General features: G+C 57.5%; 21 protein-coding genes. 7 read left to right on the plus strand and 14 right to left on the minus strand.

What is annotated here, in order from left to right:
* Nucleotides 1-127 precede the first annotated feature (127 nt).
* The 4 genes from FKG94_RS17700 (at nucleotide 128) to FKG94_RS17715 (ending at nucleotide 4,290) form a co-directional block, all read left to right on the plus strand.
* Nucleotides 128-2,308: a malate synthase G gene (locus FKG94_RS17700; protein WP_142905659.1), complete on the plus strand. Its 2,181-nt coding sequence runs from the start codon at nucleotides 128-130 to the stop codon at nucleotides 2,306-2,308.
* 113 nt (nucleotides 2,309-2,421) lie between these two features.
* A complete protein-coding gene (locus FKG94_RS17705) occupies nucleotides 2,422-2,793 on the plus strand; it encodes a MerR family transcriptional regulator (RefSeq protein WP_142905660.1) in 372 nt (123 codons plus the stop codon).
* 79 nt (nucleotides 2,794-2,872) lie between these two features.
* A complete protein-coding gene (locus FKG94_RS17710) occupies nucleotides 2,873-3,829 on the plus strand; it encodes an aldo/keto reductase (protein ID WP_142905661.1) in 957 nt (318 codons plus the stop codon).
* A 32-nt stretch (nucleotides 3,830-3,861) separates the two neighbouring features.
* Complete coding sequence (locus FKG94_RS17715; protein WP_142905662.1) at nucleotides 3,862-4,290, plus strand: DUF1801 domain-containing protein; 429 nt, start codon at nucleotides 3,862-3,864, stop codon at nucleotides 4,288-4,290.
* A gap of 14 nt (nucleotides 4,291-4,304) precedes the next feature.
* On the opposite strand, the gene FKG94_RS17720 is transcribed toward FKG94_RS17715, so the two are convergent.
* From FKG94_RS17720 to FKG94_RS17760, 9 genes are all read right to left on the minus strand, one after another.
* The gene (locus tag FKG94_RS17720) at nucleotides 4,305-5,051 is read right to left on the minus strand and encodes a secretin N-terminal domain-containing protein (RefSeq protein ID WP_142905663.1); all 747 of its coding nucleotides are present in this window, start codon (nucleotides 5,049-5,051) and stop codon (nucleotides 4,305-4,307) included.
* A 44-nt stretch (nucleotides 5,052-5,095) separates the two neighbouring features.
* Entirely contained in the window at nucleotides 5,096-5,599 is a 504-nt protein-coding gene (locus tag FKG94_RS17725; RefSeq protein ID WP_142905664.1) for a DUF7931 domain-containing protein, read from the minus strand.
* Nucleotides 5,592-6,026 (minus strand): GNAT family N-acetyltransferase, encoded by a 435-nt coding sequence (locus FKG94_RS17730; RefSeq protein WP_218943567.1) that lies wholly within the window; start codon nucleotides 6,024-6,026, stop codon nucleotides 5,592-5,594. Before FKG94_RS17730 ends, FKG94_RS17725 begins: the two co-directional genes overlap by 8 nt.
* 392 nt (nucleotides 6,027-6,418) lie before the next feature.
* The gene (locus FKG94_RS17735; RefSeq protein WP_142905665.1) at nucleotides 6,419-7,582 is read right to left on the minus strand and encodes a cupin domain-containing protein; all 1,164 of its coding nucleotides are present in this window, start codon (nucleotides 7,580-7,582) and stop codon (nucleotides 6,419-6,421) included.
* Between the two features lie 28 nt (nucleotides 7,583-7,610).
* Nucleotides 7,611-8,984 carry an adenylosuccinate lyase gene (gene purB, locus FKG94_RS17740; protein WP_142905666.1) on the minus strand — a complete coding sequence of 458 codons (1,374 nt, stop codon included), beginning with the start codon at nucleotides 8,982-8,984 and terminating at the stop codon, nucleotides 7,611-7,613.
* A gap of 163 nt (nucleotides 8,985-9,147) precedes the next feature.
* Nucleotides 9,148-9,777: a high frequency lysogenization protein HflD gene (gene hflD / locus FKG94_RS17745; protein WP_142905696.1), complete on the minus strand. Its 630-nt coding sequence runs from the start codon at nucleotides 9,775-9,777 to the stop codon at nucleotides 9,148-9,150.
* A 43-nt stretch (nucleotides 9,778-9,820) separates the two neighbouring features.
* A complete protein-coding gene (gene mnmA / locus FKG94_RS17750; RefSeq protein WP_142905667.1) occupies nucleotides 9,821-11,011 on the minus strand; it encodes a tRNA 2-thiouridine(34) synthase MnmA in 1,191 nt (396 codons plus the stop codon).
* Between the two features lie 64 nt (nucleotides 11,012-11,075).
* Nucleotides 11,076-11,522 (minus strand): NUDIX hydrolase, encoded by a 447-nt coding sequence (locus FKG94_RS17755; RefSeq protein ID WP_142905668.1) that lies wholly within the window; start codon nucleotides 11,520-11,522, stop codon nucleotides 11,076-11,078.
* A 328-nt stretch (nucleotides 11,523-11,850) separates the two neighbouring features.
* Nucleotides 11,851-12,465, minus strand: a complete 615-nt coding sequence (locus FKG94_RS17760; RefSeq protein WP_142905669.1) for a pseudouridine synthase — start codon at nucleotides 12,463-12,465, stop codon at nucleotides 11,851-11,853.
* A gap of 209 nt (nucleotides 12,466-12,674) precedes the next feature.
* Between FKG94_RS17760 and icd the strand changes: the two genes are divergently transcribed.
* Nucleotides 12,675-13,928, plus strand: a complete 1,254-nt coding sequence (icd, locus tag FKG94_RS17765) for an NADP-dependent isocitrate dehydrogenase (RefSeq protein ID WP_142905670.1) — start codon at nucleotides 12,675-12,677, stop codon at nucleotides 13,926-13,928.
* A 210-nt stretch (nucleotides 13,929-14,138) separates the two neighbouring features.
* On the opposite strand, the gene cspD is transcribed toward icd, so the two are convergent.
* The gene (gene cspD, locus FKG94_RS17770; RefSeq protein WP_142905671.1) at nucleotides 14,139-14,423 is read right to left on the minus strand and encodes a cold shock domain-containing protein CspD; all 285 of its coding nucleotides are present in this window, start codon (nucleotides 14,421-14,423) and stop codon (nucleotides 14,139-14,141) included.
* Between the two features lie 349 nt (nucleotides 14,424-14,772).
* Here cspD and clpS point away from each other — a divergent pair, with 349 nt between their 5' ends.
* Nucleotides 14,773-15,147, plus strand: coding sequence for an ATP-dependent Clp protease adapter ClpS (gene clpS, locus FKG94_RS17775; RefSeq protein ID WP_142905697.1), 375 nt, complete (start codon nucleotides 14,773-14,775; stop codon nucleotides 15,145-15,147).
* A 51-nt stretch (nucleotides 15,148-15,198) separates the two neighbouring features.
* Complete coding sequence (clpA, locus tag FKG94_RS17780; RefSeq protein WP_142905672.1) at nucleotides 15,199-17,478, plus strand: ATP-dependent Clp protease ATP-binding subunit ClpA; 2,280 nt, start codon at nucleotides 15,199-15,201, stop codon at nucleotides 17,476-17,478.
* 179 nt (nucleotides 17,479-17,657) lie between these two features.
* Here the strand turns inward: clpA and infA are convergent, their stop codons facing one another.
* The 4 genes from infA to trxB form a co-directional block, all read right to left on the minus strand.
* Entirely contained in the window at nucleotides 17,658-17,876 is a 219-nt protein-coding gene (gene infA / locus FKG94_RS17785) for a translation initiation factor IF-1 (protein ID WP_142905673.1), read from the minus strand.
* Between the two features lie 227 nt (nucleotides 17,877-18,103).
* Nucleotides 18,104-18,817 carry an arginyltransferase gene (locus FKG94_RS17790; protein WP_142905674.1) on the minus strand — a complete coding sequence of 238 codons (714 nt, stop codon included), beginning with the start codon at nucleotides 18,815-18,817 and terminating at the stop codon, nucleotides 18,104-18,106.
* Nucleotides 18,810-19,595: a leucyl/phenylalanyl-tRNA--protein transferase gene (gene aat / locus FKG94_RS17795; RefSeq protein WP_142905675.1), complete on the minus strand. Its 786-nt coding sequence runs from the start codon at nucleotides 19,593-19,595 to the stop codon at nucleotides 18,810-18,812. Before aat ends, FKG94_RS17790 begins: the two co-directional genes overlap by 8 nt.
* A gap of 15 nt (nucleotides 19,596-19,610) precedes the next feature.
* Nucleotides 19,611-20,555 (minus strand): thioredoxin-disulfide reductase, encoded by a 945-nt coding sequence (trxB, locus tag FKG94_RS17800; RefSeq protein ID WP_142905676.1) that lies wholly within the window; start codon nucleotides 20,553-20,555, stop codon nucleotides 19,611-19,613.
* Nucleotides 20,556-20,723 lie beyond the last annotated feature (168 nt).

A 20,723-nucleotide genomic window follows, 5' to 3' on the forward strand; every position in this document is an offset into this window, starting at 1 on the left:
CCAACGCCGGCCGCGACAATAATACCCGTCTTCCACGGGCTCTTCCGGGCGGTATCGACGCGGAATTTACGCACTACACCAACCGGGATCGAGCTCCCCAACGCACAGACTCGAGGCCAATATACCTATGACCACTCGAATTCAAAGTGGCGGTTTGCAGATCGCCGAAGTGCTCTACAACCTGGTAAACGACCAGATCATTCCGGGAACCGGGGTAGAGTCGGCACACTTTTGGGCACAACTGGAGGCGATCCTCGACGATTTTGTGCCTCGCAATCGGGCCCTGCTGGCGACGCGCGATCAACTCCAGACCCAGATCGACGATTGGCACCGGGCCCGTGCCGGCCAACCCCACGATGCCGCTGCCTATAAGGCCTTTTTGATCGATATTGGTTACCTGTTGCCTGAGGGCGAGGATTTCAAAGTAACGACGGCGGGGGTCGACGACGAAGTCGCGGTACAGGCTGGCCCGCAACTGGTGGTGCCGGTGAAAAACGCCCGTTTTGCCCTCAACGCCGCCAATGCCCGTTGGGGCAGTCTCTACGATGCGCTCTACGGCACTGACGTGATCGCCGAAGACGGGGGTGCCGAACGCGGCAGCAGCTACAACCCCGTGCGTGGTGCCAGGGTGATCGCTTTCGCCCGCGACCTGCTGGACCAGGCCGCGCCCCTGCGCGATGCCAGTCATGCCGATGCCGCCGGTTACAGCGTCAGGGAAGGTCACCTGGTGGTGACGCTGGCCGGGGGTGTCGAGGCGGGTCTGGCCCAGCCGGAAAAGTTTGTCGGTTATCAGGGCAGTGCCGCCAGCCCCAGCGCGGTCTTGTTAAAGAACCACGGCCTGCATATCGAAATTCAAATCGATCCCACCTCGGCTATCGGCAAAACCGACGCCGCCGGTGTCAAGGATTTGCTGCTGGAGGCGGCGGTTACCACCATTATGGACTGCGAGGATTCGGTTGCCGCCGCCGACGCCGAGGATAAGGCGGAGGTTTACGGCAACTGGTTCGGCCTGATGAAAGGCACTCTCGAGGACACGTTCGAGAAAGGCGGCGCCACTGTGACCCGGCGCTTGAACAGCGACCGCGATTACCGCGACAGCAATGGCGAACTGTTTAGCGTGCACGGTCGCAGCCTGTTGTTTGTGCGCAATGTCGGACACTTGATGACCACCGATGCCGTGCTGGACAGCGACGGCAACGAAATACCCGAGGGCATTCTCGACGGTATGGTAACCAGTCTGGCAGCCCTGCACGATTTGAAGCGGCAAAACCGGCTCGCCAACTCCCGCACCGGCAGCGTCTATATTGTCAAACCCAAGATGCACGGGCCCGCCGAGGTGGCGTTTACCTGCGATCTTTTCAGCCGTATCGAAGCGGCGCTGGGCCTGGCGGACAACGTCTTGAAAGTCGGTATTATGGACGAGGAGCGCCGCACCACTGTGAACCTGAAGGAGTGCATTCGGGTGGCTGCCGAACGGGTGGTGTTTATCAACACGGGCTTTCTGGATCGCACCGGCGATGAAATTCATACCAGTATGCTGGCCGGCCCGATGGTGGCGAAAACCAAAATGAAGCAGCAGGCCTGGATCAACGCCTACGAGGACTGGAATGTGGATGTGGGCCTGGAAACCGGGTTGCAGGGCAGGGCGCAGATCGGCAAGGGGATGTGGCCCATGCCCGATGAAATGGCGGCCATGCTGGAGCAGAAAGGCGGCCACCCCAACGCCGGCGCCACGACCGCCTGGGTGCCCTCGCCCAACGGCGCCACACTGCACAGTATCCACTACCACCGCATCGACGTGCAGGCACGTCAGGCGGAACTGGCGCAGCGGCCCCGAGCCAGTCTCGACGATATTCTCAATATCCCGCTGCTGGCCGATCCGGCAACCCTGACGGTGGCCGAGGTCCAGGCGGAGCTGGACAACAACGCCCAGGGTATTCTCGGCTATGTGGTGCGCTGGGTGGAGCAGGGGGTGGGTTGTTCGAAAGTGCCCGATATCAACAATGTCGGGCTGATGGAGGACCGGGCGACTTTGAGAATTTCCAGCCAGCATCTCGCCAACTGGCTGGAACACGGTATCTGTTCGCAGCAACAGGTGATGGAAACCCTGCGCCGCATGGCCGCCGTGGTGGACGGGCAAAATGCCGGCGACCCCGCTTATCGCAATATGGCACCTGATGTCGATAACAGTGTGGCTTTTCAAGCGGCCTGTGCGCTGGTGTTCGAGGGCAAGACGCAACCCAACGGTTACACTGAGCCGCTGTTGCATGCCTACCGGCGCAAAGCCAAGGCCAGGTATGGCGCTTGAGATATCCTGAGTTTGAAAAAACCGGCGGTTATGCCGGTTTTTTTTTGCGCAGACGGAAAGACCCTTCATAAGGTAATCTACCAGACGCTTTACAGAACAAAGGACACCAGACCATGACCATCTCAGAATTGGCAAAGCGCAGCGGCTTGAGCACCCATACTCTGCGCTACTACGAGCGTATCGGGTTACTGCCGGACGTGCGGCGCGGGAGCAATGGACATCGGGTGTTCGCCGAGCGGGATCTGGAATGGCTGGCATTTATCAAGAAGCTAAAAGCCACCGGTATGCCGATCGCGCAGATTCAACACTACGTCGCCCTGGTGAAGCAGGGCGACGCTACCTTGGCGGAGCGCCAGACCATCCTCGAAAACCACCGCGTCTATGTGCGCGAGCAGCTTGGACAGTGGCAGAACTGGTTGGCCGCCATCGATTACAAAATCGATTACTACCAAAAGCACCGCCTGCAGGTGGTGAAAAAAGCTTGACTTAGAGTTAACTCAAACCCTTAGCCTGCCTGGCAGTGAGTTGTTAATCCACAGGTGAAACACAAGCGAGGTGACTGCAATGCGATCAGTAACATTGGGCCCCGGGGGGCCACAGGTGCCGGCCGTCGGTTTGGGCTGTATGGGGATGTCGGAGTTCTACGCGCCGGGCGACGAGAGCAGTGCCCTCAAAACCCTGGACGCCGCTTATGAGATGGGCTGCCGGTTTTGGGACACGGCCGATATCTATGGGCCTCACACCAACGAAGCGCTGCTGTCGAAAGCCCTGGCGGGGCGGCGCGACGATATTGTGGTGGCGACGAAGTTCGGTATAGAGCGCACGGAAACCGGCGAGTTCAGTGGTGTCAACGGGCGGCCGGAGTATGTCAAGGCGGCCTGTGAGGCCTCGCTGCGGCGCCTGAACATAGACTGTATCGATCTCTATTATCAACACCGGCGCGATCCGGACGTGCCGATTGAAGAGACCGTCGGTGCGATGGCGCAATTGGTGCAGGCGGGCAAGATAAAGCATATCGGCCTGTCGGAGACCGATGCGGAGAATCTGCGTAAGGCTGCCGGCGAGCACACTATCGCGGCGTTGCAGACCGAGTATTCTCTCTGGTCGCGGGATGTAGAGGGGCAGATATTGCCGACCGCCCGCGAACTGGGTATTGGCTTTGTCGCCTACAGTCCGCTCGGGCGCGGTTTTCTGACCGGTACCATCAGCTCCCGTGCCGATATGGAGGAGGGCGACTGGCGCTTGAATAACCCCCGTTTTGAAGCTGAGGCGATCGACCACAACCGCAAGCTGGCCGACCAGATTGTCGCTTTTGCGGCGCGCAAGGGTGTCACGCCGGCACAGCTGTCGCTGGCCTGGGTGCTTGCCAAAGGCGACGATATCACTACCATACCCGGTACCAAGCGCATCAAATATCTGGAGGAAAATTGGCGGGCCGGGGACTTGGCGCTGAGCGCCGCGGAGGTGTCCGAACTCGACGATATTTCCGCTGCGCATGCGACTGCCGGCGAGCGGTACTGACCCGCCGCCGGGGGATTTAGGGGAATGGGGTTATGGCTGCAAACAAAAACACACAGAATCAGGGTGACGTACACCAGTTTCTGAATGCCCTCGACGATGACCGGCGTCGCGATGAGTGCTTTACCGTACTCGAGCTGATGTCGCAGGTGACAAAGCTGGAGCCCCGTATGTGGGGCGCCAGTATGGTCGGTTTTGGCAGTTACCACTACAAATATGCCTCCGGCAGGGAAGGGGAGTGGTTCCTCACCGGCTTCTCGCCGAGAAAGCAGGCCCTGACACTGTATATCATCAGTGGCTTCAGCCAGTTTGACGAACTGATGGCGAGGCTGGGTAACTACAAGACCGGCAAATCCTGTCTGTATGTAAAAAGGCTGGAGGATATAGACCTGGGTGTGTTGAAAAAACTGGTGCGGCAGTCCGTAGCCCACCTGAAAAAGCAATATCCGACAGGTTGCGGGTAAACAGCCGTCATACCTTACTCAAGCCGCTCCGCCTTCAGGTAAATAATCACGCGATCGGTTGCTGCGGTGGAGCGCCGTCGCGCACTGCTTTCATTGTGGCGTTGGCCGGTGCTTCCCACCGCCAGCCATTCGCCCAGTTTGCCGGTAATCGCCCCCGTGTAGGATTGTGAGAGTTGACGATGACCTGCATCGCGGGCCGTGCGGGTACTGATGGCGAGGGTTATCCGGTCTTGCCCCAGAGCTCTGGGGGTGGCGTAGAAGTTGCCCACCAACTGGCGTTTTTCCCGATCCAACAGGAGGTAGCCGGGATAGATAGCCTGGAGGTCGACCCTATCGGTCAGCTCGGTGGTGGTTTCGATATGCGACGGGTAGCCCTCCAGGGCCCGGACCTGGTAGTAACCGGCACCGCGCCGGGTACTGTAACGCCGCACCGCGGCCTGTTCGTCCAGACGCGTGCCGGTGTCCGGCGCAAACCGCACGCTGAGCAGAAACTGTGCCAGTGGTCGGTCCAGCTCTTCGATCAGCAGGTTCAGCTTGGCGATTTCTTCCGGGGTCGAGCGCACCACTAACTGGTTGCCGCTGGCGCTGATGGCAGCGCCGGCGGGCAGCAGCGGACGGATAACCTCTATCAGTGTCTCGGCCGGCCGGTTTTGTACCTCGATAACATCTACCTGCTGAGTCTCCGCAACACTGGCTGTCGCCAGCAGTGTGACGAGCAGCATTGTTAATAGGAAGGTAAAAGCTCTCATATTCATAGTCATAGCGATCTCCGCCGCCTGGCGGTCGTCTGTTATCGTCCGCGCACCTAAAGCGTTAGCAGTCGCAGTTGCGGGTCCGGGCGAGCCTGCTGTTCCCAGAGGTAAGTGAACTCCTCAAGCAGGCGCCGGGCCTCCGGACGTGCCGCGTAATTGGCAAATCCCTGGTATTGTTCTTCGTCATTCTTATATAGCAGTAATTCCCGATCCGCTATCAGATAAGCCATGGCGTCGTCCTGGGGCGGCTGGTTCAGCCTGCGAATCTGCAGTTTGCTGGGCAGGCGCTGGGCCAGTTGTGCCACCAGGTGCCCCTTTTCCACCATGGGCTGGGTCGACTTGACCAGAATGCGAATGCGGCTGTTGCGGCTGCGCCGGGCCAGCGCCGACAGCGCTTGCTGAAACCCCTCTTGGTTGTAGAGGGGAAAGTCGAGTTCCGCGCTGAGAATATCGATACTGCGCTGGGCATGGGCGGTCATCTCGAGGGCGTGGGTGCGAAACGCGTCGAGGTCGCCGAGCAGGTGCAGGTTGGGGTCGGATGAGACGCGCTCAGTCATGATCCATCACCATTTCCCGGTGGGGGATACCGGCGTCGAGAAACTCCGGCCCCCGGGCCTGGAAACCGAGTTTTTGGTAAAACGGGATCGCATGGGTTTGCGCGTGCAGGAACAGCGGCGGCAGCGCCCGGTCTCGATGCCAGTCGATAATATAGCGCAGCAAGGCGGAGCCGATACCGCATTGGCGGTAGGGGCTCAGCACGGCCATACGCCCTACCTGGCCGCTCGGCAACAGCCGGGCGGTGCCGCCGGCTTTGCCCTCGGCGTCGCGGGCGATAAAGTGGAAGGCACCGGGGTCGAGCCCGTCCAGTTCTTCTTCTTCGGGCACATCCTGTTCGACGATAAAAACCTGAGTGCGTAAGTCAGTCAGTACCAGGTGGTTTGTTTCCCAGTCAACAATATCAACTGTCCATAATTGCTTGGTCACGATTACAGCCTGTGGCGAAATCCAAAACGTAAGGTCTGCCAGTTAGTGTAAGCGGTGGCGGCGGAGAATGAAATGTTCGTTGTGTTTTGATACAGCCGCTTCAATCTGGTGGCAGGGGCACCACGAGCCAGCTCAATGATGTGGGTAGTTCAAAACAGGCGAGCCATATTTATCCCACTTCCGGAACCTACCTGGTAAGAGTTACCTATAAAAGTGGTCTCAGCACCGTAATACCGGTGGAAGTGGATGATGGGGGCTGGGGAGGCGGTTGGTAAACACCCTCTTCCCCACAATGTCATAGCAGACATCGCCTGAGCGAATCACAAGGATGTGAGCAGTGAAAGGGGGGGGGGTAGATAATGAATAGAGGTGAAGGCGCCGCCACAGCGGTGTCAGATTAGTTGCTCAGGCGTAGCGGTATGCAGTGCGGTGTTTGGGGCATCAACTAGTAAACACTTGACATCCATTAGTTCAGAAATCAGGTTTTCAGCACCCTCCATTGCCAAAACTGAATCCATATTTGTTGAATCTATACAATCAAACTTACAGATAAACTCGGCTAATTCAAGAGTCACAGTGTAGCTCGATCCATCGGCGAAAAGCGCGGGCGAAGGGCCGGAGTAATAACTAAATCGACTCAGCGGAGAGCGCACAATCACACAGCCTGATTTAAGCCGGGTTTTCCAGTCTCGCACGTCATCACAATCACGCTCCGAATACTTGCTTTTAGTGGCAATTTCAGCCATCACCGAAAGCAGGATGTTGTTATTGTTGGCAAGGTCGATTATAGCCTGGCGAACGCTCTCTAATGTCTCCTGATTGACTTCATGGTGGTCCGCCCGCAGGGTGCTTTGCGTATCTTCATATCGAGTATCGCCACCCACTTGCGACATTACTGATGTTGCAAAAAAGTCGACAATTTCGGCTTTAGACGGCGCTCTGAAGCCCACTGAGTAAGTCATACAGTCTTCCAGGGCGATGCCGTAGTGTGCCAGCTTAGGCGGGATATATAACATATCGCCCGGGTGCAACACCCATTCCTTGGTCGGGTGAAAATCCGCTAAAATATTCATCGGCAGATCAGGTTTTAAGGCCGTATCGGGTGAACAAAACTCACCGGTCTGCCATTTTCGGCTACCTTTTCCCTGAATCAAAAAAACGTCATAGAAGTCGTAATGAGCGGAGACAGTGCCGCCCTTGCTGGCGAAACTTACCATGACGTCGTCTATACGCCAGTTCGGTAAAAACCTAAAGTAATCGAGCAGTGCCGCCACTTCCTGAATAAAAAGATCAACCGATTGTACGAGTACCGTCCAATCGCTGTTTGGCAAATTTAAGAATGTCTGTTCAGATAACGGGCCGTGTGTTAATTCCCACTTATTGTCGAAATGCGTAACTAACCTGGACTCGACGTGACTTTCACAGGCCAGTCCGGCTAACTCTTCCGGCGTCAGTAGCTGCTCGGTATTTTCAATCCCCTTTCTTACTACCAGAGGCTGCTGTTGCCAAAATTCAGCCAGAAACGTATTTTGGTCGAAATTTTTAATGGCTTTCATCGATTAATACGGCAATGTTTGTATGTCGCTAGTCGCCGCTGATCGACTGCGCCTGTTGCTCGGCGTTGCCGGTATAGTTGGCGGGGGTCAGGGCGCGCATCGCCTGCTTGGCCTCAAGGGGAACGTCCAGGGTTTCCACAAAGTCGGCGATCACCTGCGCGGTGATGGTCTGACCACGGGTCAGGGCCTTCAGCTTTTCGTAGGGCGCCTCGATATTGTAGCGGCGCATAATGGTTTGGATCGGTTCGGCCAATACTTCCCAGCTGTTGTCGAGGTCCTCGGCCAGACGCTGGCGGTTGATTTCCAGTTTGCCGATACCTTTCAGCGTGGAGGCGTAGGCGATGGCGCTGTAGCCGAAGCCGACCCCCATATTGCGCAACACCGTGGAGTCGGTCAGGTCCCGTTGCCAGCGCGATATCGGCAGCTTGGCCGCCAGGTGCTGAAACACGGCGTTGGCCAGGCCCAGATTGCCCTCCGAGTTCTCGAAATCGATGGGGTTGACCTTGTGCGGCATCGTCGACGAGCCCACTTCCCCGGCGATCGTTTTTTGTTTGAAGTAACCGAGTGAAATATAACCCCAGAGGTCGCGATCAAAGTCGATCAGCACGGTATTGAAGCGCGCCAGGGCGTCGAACAGCTCGGCGATATAGTCGTGGGGTTCGATCTGGGTGGTAAACGGGTTCCAACCGAGCCCCAGGCTCTCCACGAAGACGCGGGCATTAGCCGCCCAGTCGATCTGCGGGTAGGCCGACAGATGGGCGTTGTAGTTGCCGACAGCGCCGTTGATTTTGCCGAGCAGCTCCACGTTTTTTACCTGCTGCAACTGGCGCTGCAGGCGCGCGGCCACATTGGCCATCTCTTTGCCGACCGTAGTGGGGGAGGCGGTCTGCCCGTGGGTGCGCGACAGCATGGGGTCGCCGGCATAGGTTTGCGCCAACGCACAGATGGCGTCGACGATCGACTGCATCTGTTGTGCCAGGTGTTCGCGCCCGGCCTTCAGCATCAGGCCGTGGGCGAGATTGTTGATGTCCTCGGAGGTACAGGCGAAGTGCACGAACTCAAGGACCGCGGCCAGTTCGGTATTGCCGTCGAACTGCTCCTTGATAAAGTACTCCACAGCCTTGACGTCGTGATTGGTCGTGCTTTCTATGGCTTTGATCCGCGCCGCATGGTCTTCGTTGAAGTCGGCCACGATGCTGTCCAGCAGTGCCTCGGTAGCGTCGCTGAAGGCCGGGACCTCGGTAATCTGCGGGTGACGCGACAGTTGCTGCAGCCAGCGTATTTCAACTTCAACCCGGCAACGCAGCAGGCCGAATTCGCTGAAAATGTGGCGCAGTGGCACGGTCTTGCTGCCATAGCGGCCGTCGATAGGGGAAACTGCTGTGAGGGGGGAGAGATCCATAAGGTAGTAACCGTGTCGAGAGCTGATCAAAACACAACCTGGCGGGCAGGTAATCGAAGGCCGAAGATTGTACCCGAAATTGGAACAGGTTTCAGGGCCGTTGCTCTCGCGTCCGGTCTGTTGCCGGGCCTGCCGGCCTGTGCCGCCAGTGCTCCCTGCACAGTTAAATTTGCGGGTTTTTCAACAGGGCATCGGCGGTCTGGAACAGGCGCCGGCGCTGCAGGACGAGTTGGATGCGATTGCCACCCACCTGGCGCCAGAGCGTGGCGGCCCTGACCCCGGCAAACAGCAGCGCCCTGACCTGATTGGCGATACGCGATTGCTGCAGGTAGTTGTAATCTCCCATGACCTGTATGCGAAAGCGGAAGGTGCTGATGGTATCGGTGTAGACATCCGCCAGGTTGGCGATGACATTGTCGTGGGTGCTGGAGAAGTGCTCGGCCTGTTGCTCGGCCTGCTTGAGGCGGCTGCTGATGATATTCAGCATATCGTTTTGTTTGCCGAGTTTCTTCTGTAAATGCAAAATTCCCAGAACGTAACGCAGCGTGTGGCTGTGTTCCCGGCTGCGGTTTTGTTGCAGCAGGTCGCTCAACACCTTGAGTCCCAGCTCTAAATTCCCGCGGCCGCCGAAGACGGCCTCGGTGGAAGCGGGGTTGAGCGCAAACAAGCTCTCGATGCAGGTGCGATAGGGATCGGTGGGCAGGTAACCGGTCTTGGCCAGTTGTTCCACCAGTGCCGCAGCCTGGAACACGCCGGCCAGGGCGATGGTGATGTCATGCCATTTATCCTGCACGCTGTCGGAATCCGGGGCTTGCTGTGACAAGTATTACCTCAACTTATGCTGGCGGTTCAAGGGCACTGTGTCCACCTTGCGGGGGGGCGCCGGCACGCTCGATCACGGCGCCGCCCAGGCAGGTATCCCCATCATAGAACACAACGGACTGCCCGGGCGTAATGGCCCGCTGGGGCTGCTCGAAATGCACCACCAAGGCCGTATTACCGGCGACTGTGCGCACGGTGCAGGCCTGGTCCGCCTGCCGATAGCGGGTTTTGGCACAACACCGGTAACCCACATCGGTATCGAGGCCGGCCGGCGCCCCGTTGATCCAATGGGCCGGGCCGGCGTGCAGTCTATCGGCAAACAACAGCGGGTGGTTACTGCCCTGCGCCACCACCAGCACATTGCGCTCGAGATCTTTGCGCGCCACATACCAGGGCGCCTCGGATGCCCCCTTCACGCCGCCAATACCCAGCCCCTGGCGCTGGCCGATGGTGTGGTACATCAAGCCGTTGTGGCGGCCGATGAGCGTGCCGTCAGGTGTTTCGATAGCGCCGGGTTGAGCCGGCAGATAGCGCTGCAGGAAGTCGGCAAAGCGACGCTCGCCGATAAAGCAGATACCGGTGCTGTCTTTTTTTGCATGGGTTGTCAGACCCTGTTGCTCGGCTATGCGGCGCACCTCGGGTTTCTCCAGTTCCCCCAGCGGGAACAGCGACTGGCCAAACTCGGTGGCGCCGACCGCATGGAGAAAGTAACTCTGGTCCTTATTGGGATCGAGCCCCTTGAGCAGGTGAGTTTTGCCGCCGCTGTCGCCGCGGCGCACGTAGTGGCCGGTAGCGATCAGATCGGCGCCGAGTATCTGGGCGTACTCCAGAAAGACTTTAAATTTGATTTCGCGATTGCACAGGATATCCGGGTTTGGGGTGCGACCGGCGCGGTACTCCGTAAGAAAATGCTCGAAGACATTATCCCAGTATTCCGCGGCAAAATTGGCGGTGTGCAGATCAATACCGAGGGTGTCGCACACTTGTTGGGCATCCGCCAGATCGGCTTTGGCTGTGCAGTATTCGGTGTCGTCATCCTCGTCCCAGTTTTTCATAAACAATCCCTCGACCCGGTAACCTTGCCGTTGCAATAACAGGGCGGCTACCGACGAGTCCACACCGCCGGACATGCCGACAATAACCCGCAACGGCTCGGTTGCAGTATCGGTGGTTTGCGGTCGGGATTGCACGTTGTTGTTTGTCATCTGCCTGGTCGCGGTTATGCCGGTTGCCGCCCTGTGTTTGCAACAGCAGTGCGGCGGCGCCATTCTACCTGTGGTCGTGGACCAGGTCCAAGGGGTAGTGGCGCCCGGCCCGGTGAGCATCTATGGCCTGCAGCACAATCGGGCTGCGCAGCTGGTCCCGGCGTTGCAGTATTTCCTCATAGGTCAGCCAAACCGCGGCTTCAATACCCGCATCGAGAGGGCGGTGCGGGTGGTGGCGCAGCGGCACGGCGCTGAAGGTATTGCGCACATAAGTGATGCCGTTGTGGGGCGAGCGGTAGAGGCAAACCCCTAAAAACTGTGTCAGGCGCACCTCCCAGGCGGTTTCCTCCAGGGTTTCCCGCCGAGCGGCCTCGAACAGGCTTTCGTCCGGCTCCAGGTGACCGGCGGGTTGGTTATAGACTCGTTGACCATCGGATAGTTCGTGCACCAGTAAGTAGCGCCCCGCATCTTCTATGACTGAGGCGACGGTGACATGGGGGTACCACTCCATCCCAATACTCCTTAAATACGGCTTTTTAATGTGCTTTTTTAACCCCGCCCGTAAAACAAGCGGTACGTTTAACCCCTGGTGGCGATAATCGCGGCGCACCGCCCGTTGCAGTCAACTGACTTTACCCGCTGTGCTGACAGTGGGAAAGCTCACCGCTCGCCGCGGCAACTTTACCCCGTCGCCGAGGGAATAGAAAGACGTCCCGCATCGGGGGCGTCGCCGTGGCAAGGTTACCCCCGCGCGGGTGAGAATGGGAAAGCGCCCCGCTGTCACGAATGCCGCCGCGGGAACTTTACCTGCGACGGCGCACACCGAAAGGGTTCCGGTGTTATGGGCGTCGCCGTGGCGACTTTACCTCGCGGCGGCGGGAGTGGGTGTGTTGCGGTCCCCTGCGGGCGGATAAGTGAACCGGCAGTTGACGCCATTGGCCCGGCTGCAGCTCGCCCAGTTGCCAGTCGCCGATGGCCACGCGAATAAGGCGCAGGGTCGGCAGTCCCACCGCCGCGGTCATACGCCTGACCTGGCGGTTGCGACCTTCGGTAAGGGTCAGCCGCAGCCAACTGGTGGGAATATGCCGGCGCTGTCGGATCGGCGGGGTTCGCCCCCAGACCGAGGGTGGTGGCATGATCGCGGCCTGCACCGCGCGGGCAGGGCCGTCTTTCAGGGTGACACCGCGGCGCAATTGTTCGACGGCTTCGGCACCGGCGACACCTTCGACCTGAACCCAGTAGGTCTTCGGCAACTTGTGATCCGGGTGGCTGATGCGATGCTGTAGTTTTCCTTCATCGGTCAACAACAGGAGTCCCTCTGAATCCCGATCCAGGCGACCGGCGGGGTAGACCTGGGACAGGGTGATATAGTCGGCCAGCGTGGCGCGTTTGCCGCTGTCGCTGAACTGGCTCAGGACGCCGAAAGGTTTGTTAAACAGAATTAATCGGGCCATAAATACGCCGTTGTCGACCGGTGTCAGGTGAATCGGTTCTGTAAATAAACTACAAAAATAAAGTGGAGCTGATATACTTCACGGGATTTGCCAGGGCGCTATAGTAGTAATCACACCCAATGGTTAACCCTATCTCGATTGACCATACCCACCGGGCAAATTCCGCCTGGCAATGCAACTGAACAAGCGACGACACAACGGAGTAAATAATGGGGTATCAGCATATCCAAGTCCCCGCCGAGGGTGACAAAATCACTGTAAACGCGGACTTCTCTATCAACGTTCCCAGCCGTCCGATCATCCCCTATATCGAAGGCGATGGTATCGGGGTGGATATTACACCGGTGATGAGAAAAGTCACTGATGCGGCGGTTGAAAAAGCGTACGGTGGTGAAAAATCCATCGCCTGGATGGAAGTTTACTGCGGCGAAAAAGCGGCGGAGAAATACGACGGCGACTGGTTCCCGGCGGAAACTCTGGAAGCGATCAAAGACTATGTCGTGGGTATTAAAGGCCCCCTCACCACCCCGGTGGGCGGGGGCTTTCGTTCTTTGAATGTCGCCCTGCGCCAGGAGATGGACCTGTATGTGTGCCAGCGCCCGGTGCGCTGGTTTAGCGGCGTCCCCTCGCCGGTGAAAGAGCCCAACCTGGTCGACATGGTCATTTTCCGCGAGAATTCCGAAGATATCTACGCCGGTATCGAGTGGAAGGCGGACACCGACGAGGCGAAGAAAGTGGTGGCGTTCCTGCAACAGGAGATGGGCGTCACCAAGATTCGTTTTCCGGAGCATGTGGGCATTGGGGTAAAACCGGTGTCTGCGGAAGGTACCAAACGCCTGGTGCGCAAGGCCATTCAGTACGCAGTGGATCAAGACCTGCCGTCGGTAACCCTGGTGCACAAGGGCAATATCATGAAGTTTACCGAGGGCGCCTTCTGTGATTGGGGCTATGAAATTGCCCGCGACGAATTCGGCGCTGAGCCGCTGGACGGCGGCCCCTGGCATACCGTGAAAAATCCGCGTACCGGCAAGGACATAGTGATTAAGGATGTGATCGCCGATGCCATGCTGCAACAGATTCTGTTGCGCCCGGCGGAGTACAGCGTGATCGCCACCCTGAACCTGAACGGCGACTATCTCTCCGACGCCCTGGCGGCCCAGGTGGGTGGTATCGGTATCGCCCCAGGTGCCAATATGTCCGATGCGGTAGCCCTGTTCGAGGCAACCCACGGCACGGCACCCAAGTATGCGGGACAGGACAAGGTCAATCCCGGTTCGCTGATTTTATCGGCGGAGATGATGTTGCGGCACATGGGCTGGAACGAAGCGGCGGATTTGATCATCAAGGGTACCGAGGGTGCCATTGGTGCGAAAACGGTGACCTACGACTTCGAGCGCCTGATGGAAGATGCGCAACTGCTGTCCTGCTCGGCCTTTGGTGACCAGATCATCAAGCATATGTGATTACCCAACCATTAGCGCCAAGAGTCCCTGTTTAACCAGGGGCTTTTGTCGGTGAAGTGGTTTCTGAGATGCCGTTTCTACAGTCCCCGCCGGGTTGGCAGGGTGTGGCAAGTGCGGTATCTGACAGGTGCTTGATTTGGCAGGCGGGTTGTTGTCAGGTATCAGGATAGCGCTTGGTTCATGCGCCCGGATCGTGGTCCTGGTCTCAGATCATGGTACCGCTTCCAGCTTTGTTGTCTCTCCCGGACTTGTCTCGCCGCTGGCGACGGTGTTGGCGCGGGGTTTATTACCGCCGGGCACCTGTATATTGGTGGCATGCTTGCCTTTGTCGCCCTGAATGACGTCGAAAGAGACTTCTTGTCCTGCTTTGAGGGTTTTGTAGCCATCCATCTGGATAGAGGAGTAGTGTACAAACAGGTCTTCTCCGCCCTCATCGGGTAGGATGAACCCGTAACCCTTAGCATTATTGAACCACTTGACAGTACCAGTAGGCATGGCTTGGATCCTTCTTTTAGCGCTTTAGGGCAAGTGCTTTCCAAACGACTTAGTTTTACTAACAGTCTTGCTCGCACTGGTCGTATCGCACTATCAGCTTTTATTGTATATCCTGGGCCCAGACTCCAGCTTAGGCTATGCTCTTGTAACTAACAATCGTTGGAATGTCAAGTTTTTGCCGATAATTTGCCGGTCTACTAAGAATATAGGCAAAAACAGCGCACAGAGTGTGCTTGGGAGGTGACTTACGGCCATTGGGGCGGGTAAAAAAACTGGTTTTTGGGGGAAAATCGTGTCAGGTTACGGCCTTGAGACGGTAGTTAATACACAGCATTTGTATCGATCTTCTATGGGTAATCTGGATTATCTTAAACTAAAATTAAGTAAAGATGGCGACCACCCGGTGCCATACGACGATGGGGACCTGGCGGTTCAGGAGTCCAAGCCTGAACTTAAGCGGCCCCCGATGTACAAAGTTGTCATGCTTAATGACGATTACACGCCGATGGATTTCGTCGTCGAAGTCCTGGAGGCATTTTTTGGAATGACCCGCGAGAAGGCGACACGGGTTATGTTGACGGTGCATACTGAAGGGAAGGCGGTGTGTGGAGTATTTACACGTGATATTGCTGAAACTAAAGCGGCACAGGTCAATCAATATGCTAGAGAGAACCAGCATCCTCTGTTGTGCGAGATTGAGGTATCGGGAGGGGATGGTGATTAGTTTTTATACAGGCGCGCTTTTAAACGCTTTTTGCTTTAGAGGTTATAGCTAATGCTGAGCAAGGATTTAGAAGTTACCTTGAATCTGGCCTTCAAGGGCGCGAGGTCCAAGCGGCATGAATTCATGACCGTGGAACACCTGCTGTTGGCGCTGATTGACAACGAATCCGCGGCCAATGTGTTGCGAGCTTGCGGTGCGGATTTGAACGGCCTGCGCAAGGACTTAATCGAATTTGTCGATTCCACGACGCCGCTGATACCGGAAAACGATACCGAACGGGAGACCCAGCCTACGTTGGGTTTCCAGCGGGTCCTGCAACGGGCGGTTTTTCACGTGCAGTCGTCGGGTAAGAAAGAGGTGACCGGAGCCAATGTGCTGGTCGCCATTTTCAGTGAGCAGGAGAGCCAGGCGGTCTATTACCTCAAGCAGCAGAGTATCGCCCGTATCGATGTGGTCAACTACATTACCCATGGTATTTCCAAAGTGGCCGGTCATTCGGATCACGCTTCCGGTCACAGTGTCGAGCCGGGTCACGACCACCAGGACGAAGACGGTATCGGTACCGACGGCAGTCCGAGCCAGAGCCCGCTGGAGTCGTTTGCCACCAACCTCAACGAGGTGGCGGCCATGGGCCGCATTGATCCGCTGGTGGGGCGTGCCGAAGAAGTGGAACGGGTGAGTCAGATTCTGTCGCGCCGGCGCAAGAATAACCCGTTGCTGGTGGGCGAATCCGGCGTTGGCAAGACAGCCATTGCCGAGGGTTTGGCCAAGCGCATCGTCGATGGCGAGGTGCCGCAGATACTGCTGAAGAGTGTGGTCTATTCCCTGGACCTGGGTTCACTGCTGGCCGGTACCAAGTACCGCGGCGACTTCGAAAAGCGTTTTAAGGGGTTGCTGGCGGATCTGAAAAAGCACGAAGACGCAGTGCTTTTTATCGATGAAATTCACACCATTATCGGTGCCGGAGCCGCTTCGGGCGGGGTGATGGATGCCTCCAATCTGCTTAAGCCGCTGCTGACTTCCGGAGAGCTGCGGTGTATCGGCTCCACCACATTCCAGGAGTATCGCGGCATTTTTGAGAAGGACCGCGCGCTGTCGCGGCGCTTCCAGAAAGTCGATGTCAACGAGCCCACTGTCGATGAGACCTATCTGATTCTCAAAGGCCTGAAAAGTCGCTTTGAGGAACACCACAACCTGCGCTACACCGATACGGCGCTGCGCGCCGCCTCCAAGCTTTCCGACCGTTATATCACTGACAGGTATTTACCGGACAAGGCGATCGATGTGATCGATGAAGCCGGTGCTTACCAGCAACTGCAAACGGAGAGCAAACGCAAGAAGGTTATCGGCGTTACCGATGTGGAAAATATCGTCGCCAAGATCGCGCGTATTCCACCGAAGAGTGTGTCCTCGTCGGATAAAGAGCAGTTGCGCAAACTCGACGACAATCTGAAAATGACCGTGTTTGGCCAGGATGAGGCGATCGACGTTCTGTCGACGGCGATCAAACTGTCCCGGGCCGGGCTCAATATCGCCGAGAAGCCGATCGGTTCCTTCCTGTTTGCCGGCCCCACCGGCGTTGGTAAAACCGAGATGTGCCGGCAGTTGGCCAAGGCGATGGGAGTTGAGTTGCTGCGCTTCGACATGTCGGAGTATATGGAGCGGCACACCGTCTCGCGGCTGATCGGCGCACCGCCGGGCTATGTAGGCTTCGACCAGGGCGGTCTGTTGACCGATGCAGTCACCAAGCAGCCCCACAGCGTTGTATTGCTTGACGAAATCGAAAAGGCCCATCCGGAGGTATTCAATCTGCTTCTCCAGGTGATGGATCACGGTACCCTTACCGATAACAACGGTCGCAAAGCGGATTTTCGCAACGTCATTATCATTATGACCACCAATGCCGGCGCCGAGCTGATGAGTCGCCGCTCGATCGGCTTCGTTAAACAGGATCACTCCACCGACGGCATGGAAGCGATTAAGAAAATGTTCACACCGGAGTTTCGCAACCGTCTCGATGCCATTATTCAGTTCGGTGCCTTGAGCCCGGATGTGATTAAAACCGTGGTCGATAAATTCCTGGTGGAATTACAGGCACAGCTCGACGAAAAGAATGTGGTGCTGGATGTGACCGAAGACGCCCGCAAGTGGCTTGCCGAGCACGGTTACGACGAAAAAATGGGCGCGCGGCCCATGTCGCGCCTGATTCAGGACAAGGTCAAAAAACCCTTGGCCGAAGAAGTGCTGTTCGGCGATCTGTCCACCAATGGCGGCACTGTGCGAGTGTTCGTACAAGATGATGATTTGACGCTGACAGTTGATGCAGGTTAGCTGCCCGGGCAGATCGTTTGTTGAGGCAGGTTGTCTGTGGCACTGGGCAGGTCGTTAAAGTAGCCGGGGCTGTTGCCGGTAGCCAGGCCGTCTGGTCAATTGCTAGTGCTGCTTGGAGAAGTGGCAATTACAGTATAGGTAATCGCTATAATAGGTAATGGCTACATGGGGCCGCTGTTCTAGCGGGCCCGGTATGTAATCCGGCCCTTGCTCAAGTCATAGGGTGTCAATTCAACTTTGACTTTATCGCCGGTCAGTATGCGGATGTAATTCTTGCGCATTTTCCCGGAGATATGCGCAGTCACCACATGGCCGTTTTCCAATTTTACCCGGAATGTGGTGTTGGGAAGGGTGTCAATAACCTCTCCCTCCATTTCAATATGATCTTCTTTTGCCATGCGGCGTTTTCCTCAATAGTACTGCCAGCGCTAAACCGGCGAGCCGGGAAGTTATCGTCAATCGAGAACCCGGCGTCAATATTGACAGTGCGCGGCTCAGCTAACCGTGTATTGGCTCAGTGTTTGAAACCAGGAAAAAAGGGGCGCTATGCGAGCAGGCGTGAATTGTGCCTGAATTAGGCAGTGTAGCCAAGTGACTTTGGCCGCAAATGCCAAAAAAGTCGCTGCTAGCGGGGTTGGAAAGTCACCCAGCGGTTGTCCACCAGGATTTCGAGCGGGCGAAACTCGGATTTGTACTGCATTTTTCGACACTGCCTGATCCAGTAACCCAGATACACCGCGGGCAGACCCAGCTCCCGGGCCCTTTCAATCTGGTGCAGGATGGCGAAAGTACCCAGACTGCGGCGCTCCTCATGCGGGTCAAAATAGGTGTAAACGGCGGAAATACCGTTATCCATAATATCGCTGACTGCGACGCCCAGCAGTCGGTCGCGGTGGCGAAACTCGACGAATTCGGTGGTGTTCCACTCGCTGGTCAAAAACGCGTCAAACTGCATTTTGGTCGGCGGGAACATATCGCCGTCGCTGTGGCGCTCACAGATGTAGCGCTCGTAAAGCGCGTAGTGTTCCTCTCGTCCCAGGCTGTCGACAGTAGCTATGCTCAGGTCCCGGTTGCGCTGGCGACAGCGGCGCTGGCGGCGATTGGGTGTGAAGGTGGCCACCGGAATGCGGGCGGGTATGCAGGCGCGGCAGTGTTCGCAGTGCGGGCGGTAGAGGTGACTGCCGCTGCGGCGAAAACCCACTTCCGAGAGGCGGCTATACAGTTTCACATTAATCGTGGCTGTGGGGTCCACAAATACGGTGGTGGCGTTCTGCTCGACCAGATAGCTGCAGGTGTGGGGATGGGTCGCAAACAGCCGAAGATTGGATAAATCAGTCATTCTTGTATCGCCATGTCATTCGCCAGCGGGACTGTCGATTCCGGTGCCCGGTGGCGGCGTCGCGTTCAAGGTCAGGCCGGTCGATATCTGGCCTATTAATCTCTGGTTCGACGTCGACATAGTTTAACAGCAATTGCGCGAACCGTTGCCTTGAAATCTCCCCGGCGCCCAGGCTCGACAGATGGTCGCTGGCCACCTGGCAGTCCACCAGTTGGAAACCCCAATCCCCCAATTGTTGCACCAGGTGCACGAACGCCACTTTAGAGGCATCCCGTTCCAGGCTGAACATGGATTCGCCGAAAAACACCTGCCCCAGGGCAATGCCGTAGAGACCACCCACCAGTTTGCTGTCGAGCCAGACTTCCACCGAATGCGCGTGACCCAGGCGATGCAACTCACAGTAAGCGCGCTGCATCGCGGCGGTAATCCAGGTTCCCTCGTCACTGCCGGCGTGCCGGCGGGTGCCGGCGCAGGCCTCGATGACCCGCTCAAACGCGGTATCGGCAGTGACAGTGAAGCGGCCGCGACGCAGGATTTTGCGCAGACTGCGGGCGATATGCAACTGGTGGGGGAAGATCACCATCCGCGGGCTGGGGCTCCACCAGAGGATGGGTTGCCCCTCTTCATACCAGGGAAAGATACCGCGGCGGTAGGCATACAGCAGTCGCTGCGGCCGCAGGTCACCCCCCGCGGCCAGCAGGCCGTTAGGGGATGTCAGCGCCTGCTCGAGGGGCGGGAACGCCAAGTGGTCGCAGTCGAGCCAGGGTATCTGTGACACCGGTGTGGCGGCCCGTCAGTCGTCGAGAAATTTTTCCGCGTCCAGAGCTGCCATACACCCGGCGCCGGCGGAGGTTACCGCCTGGCGGTAGATATGGTCCGCCACATCGCCGGCGGCGAACACGCCGGGGACGCTGGTGCCGGTGGCATTGGCTTCCAGGCCGCTGTTGATAATGATATAGCCGTCTTTCATTTCCAGTTGGTCGGCAAAGATTTCCGTATTGGGTATATGGCCGATAGCGATAAAGACTCCCTGTACATCGAGGTCCCGGGTGCTCTGATCCACTGTGCTTTTGATCCGCATACCGGTGACGCCGGCATCTTCGCCGAGCACCTCATCGAGTGTGTGATTCCACATGATCCGCACATTGCCGTTGCGTTCTTTTTCAAACAGTTTGCTCTGCAGAATTTTTTCCGCCCGCAGGGCGTCGCGCCGGTGCACCAGCACCACTTCACTGGCGATATTGGAAAGATACAGGGCCTCCTCCACGGCAGTGTTGCCGCCGCCGATGACAGCGACTTTCTGATCGCGGTAAAAGAAGCCGTCGCAGGTGGCGCAGGCGCTGACTCCGCGGCCCATATAAGCCTGCTCCGAGGGCAGGCCGAGATACTGGGCCGAAGCGCCGGTGGCGATGATCAGCGCGTCAGAAGTATAGATATTGCTGCCGGTCAGGGTAAAAGGACGCCGGCTCAGGTCCACTTTCTCGATATGGTCGAAAATAACCTGGGTGTCGAAGCGCTCGGCGTGCTGTTGCATTTGTACCATCAGGTCGGGACCCTGGAGTTCCGGGATACCGCCGGGCCAGTTTTCCACGTCCGTGGTGGTGGTCAACTGACCACCCTGTTGCATGCCGGTGATGACCACCGGATTCAGATTGGCACGGGCGGCGTAAATAGCGGCGGTATAGCCCGCCGGGCCTGACCCCAAAATGATCAGGCGGTGGTGTTGTGGCTCACTCATGGATAAATCTCAAGATGTCGGAGGCATGAAGCCCGGAGCGAGTTATCATAAGTGAATCCCCCCGGAGCCGCAAAATAGTATCCGTTAATATGGACCATTGTGTGAATTTATCGGGTGCATTGCTCCTGTCGCTCAGATAATCTGCTAAATCCCGTGACCGGTCCCGGG

Origin of the sequence: Exilibacterium tricleocarpae, assembly GCF_007004655.1 — a bacterium.
In the GTDB taxonomy this organism is placed as follows: Bacteria; Pseudomonadota; Gammaproteobacteria; order Pseudomonadales; family Cellvibrionaceae; genus Exilibacterium; species Exilibacterium tricleocarpae.

Excerpts from the sequence above, each read along its gene's own strand:
- FKG94_RS17700 (WP_142905659.1), top strand. The coding sequence starts at position 128 with ATGACCACTCGAATTCAAAGTGGCGGTTTGCAGATCGCCGAAGTGCTC.
- FKG94_RS17705 (WP_142905660.1), top strand. The coding sequence starts at position 2,422 with ATGACCATCTCAGAATTGGCAAAGCGCAGCGGCTTGAGCACCCATACT.
- FKG94_RS17710 (WP_142905661.1), top strand. The coding sequence starts at position 2,873 with ATGCGATCAGTAACATTGGGCCCCGGGGGGCCACAGGTGCCGGCCGTC.
- FKG94_RS17715 (WP_142905662.1), top strand. The coding sequence starts at position 3,862 with ATGGCTGCAAACAAAAACACACAGAATCAGGGTGACGTACACCAGTTT.
- FKG94_RS17720 (WP_142905663.1), bottom strand. The coding sequence starts at position 5,051 with ATGACTATGAATATGAGAGCTTTTACCTTCCTATTAACAATGCTGCTC.
- FKG94_RS17725 (WP_142905664.1), bottom strand. The coding sequence starts at position 5,599 with ATGACTGAGCGCGTCTCATCCGACCCCAACCTGCACCTGCTCGGCGAC.
- FKG94_RS17735 (WP_142905665.1), bottom strand. The coding sequence starts at position 7,582 with ATGAAAGCCATTAAAAATTTCGACCAAAATACGTTTCTGGCTGAATTT.
- purB (WP_142905666.1), bottom strand. The coding sequence starts at position 8,984 with ATGGATCTCTCCCCCCTCACAGCAGTTTCCCCTATCGACGGCCGCTAT.
- mnmA (WP_142905667.1), bottom strand. The coding sequence starts at position 11,011 with ATGACAAACAACAACGTGCAATCCCGACCGCAAACCACCGATACTGCA.
- FKG94_RS17755 (WP_142905668.1), bottom strand. The coding sequence starts at position 11,522 with ATGGAGTGGTACCCCCATGTCACCGTCGCCTCAGTCATAGAAGATGCG.
- FKG94_RS17760 (WP_142905669.1), bottom strand. The coding sequence starts at position 12,465 with ATGGCCCGATTAATTCTGTTTAACAAACCTTTCGGCGTCCTGAGCCAG.
- icd (WP_142905670.1), top strand. The coding sequence starts at position 12,675 with ATGGGGTATCAGCATATCCAAGTCCCCGCCGAGGGTGACAAAATCACT.
- cspD (WP_142905671.1), bottom strand. The coding sequence starts at position 14,423 with ATGCCTACTGGTACTGTCAAGTGGTTCAATAATGCTAAGGGTTACGGG.
- clpS (WP_142905697.1), top strand. The coding sequence starts at position 14,773 with ATGGGTAATCTGGATTATCTTAAACTAAAATTAAGTAAAGATGGCGAC.
- clpA (WP_142905672.1), top strand. The coding sequence starts at position 15,199 with ATGCTGAGCAAGGATTTAGAAGTTACCTTGAATCTGGCCTTCAAGGGC.
- infA (WP_142905673.1), bottom strand. The coding sequence starts at position 17,876 with ATGGCAAAAGAAGATCATATTGAAATGGAGGGAGAGGTTATTGACACC.
- FKG94_RS17790 (WP_142905674.1), bottom strand. The coding sequence starts at position 18,817 with ATGACTGATTTATCCAATCTTCGGCTGTTTGCGACCCATCCCCACACC.
- trxB (WP_142905676.1), bottom strand. The coding sequence starts at position 20,555 with ATGAGTGAGCCACAACACCACCGCCTGATCATTTTGGGGTCAGGCCCG.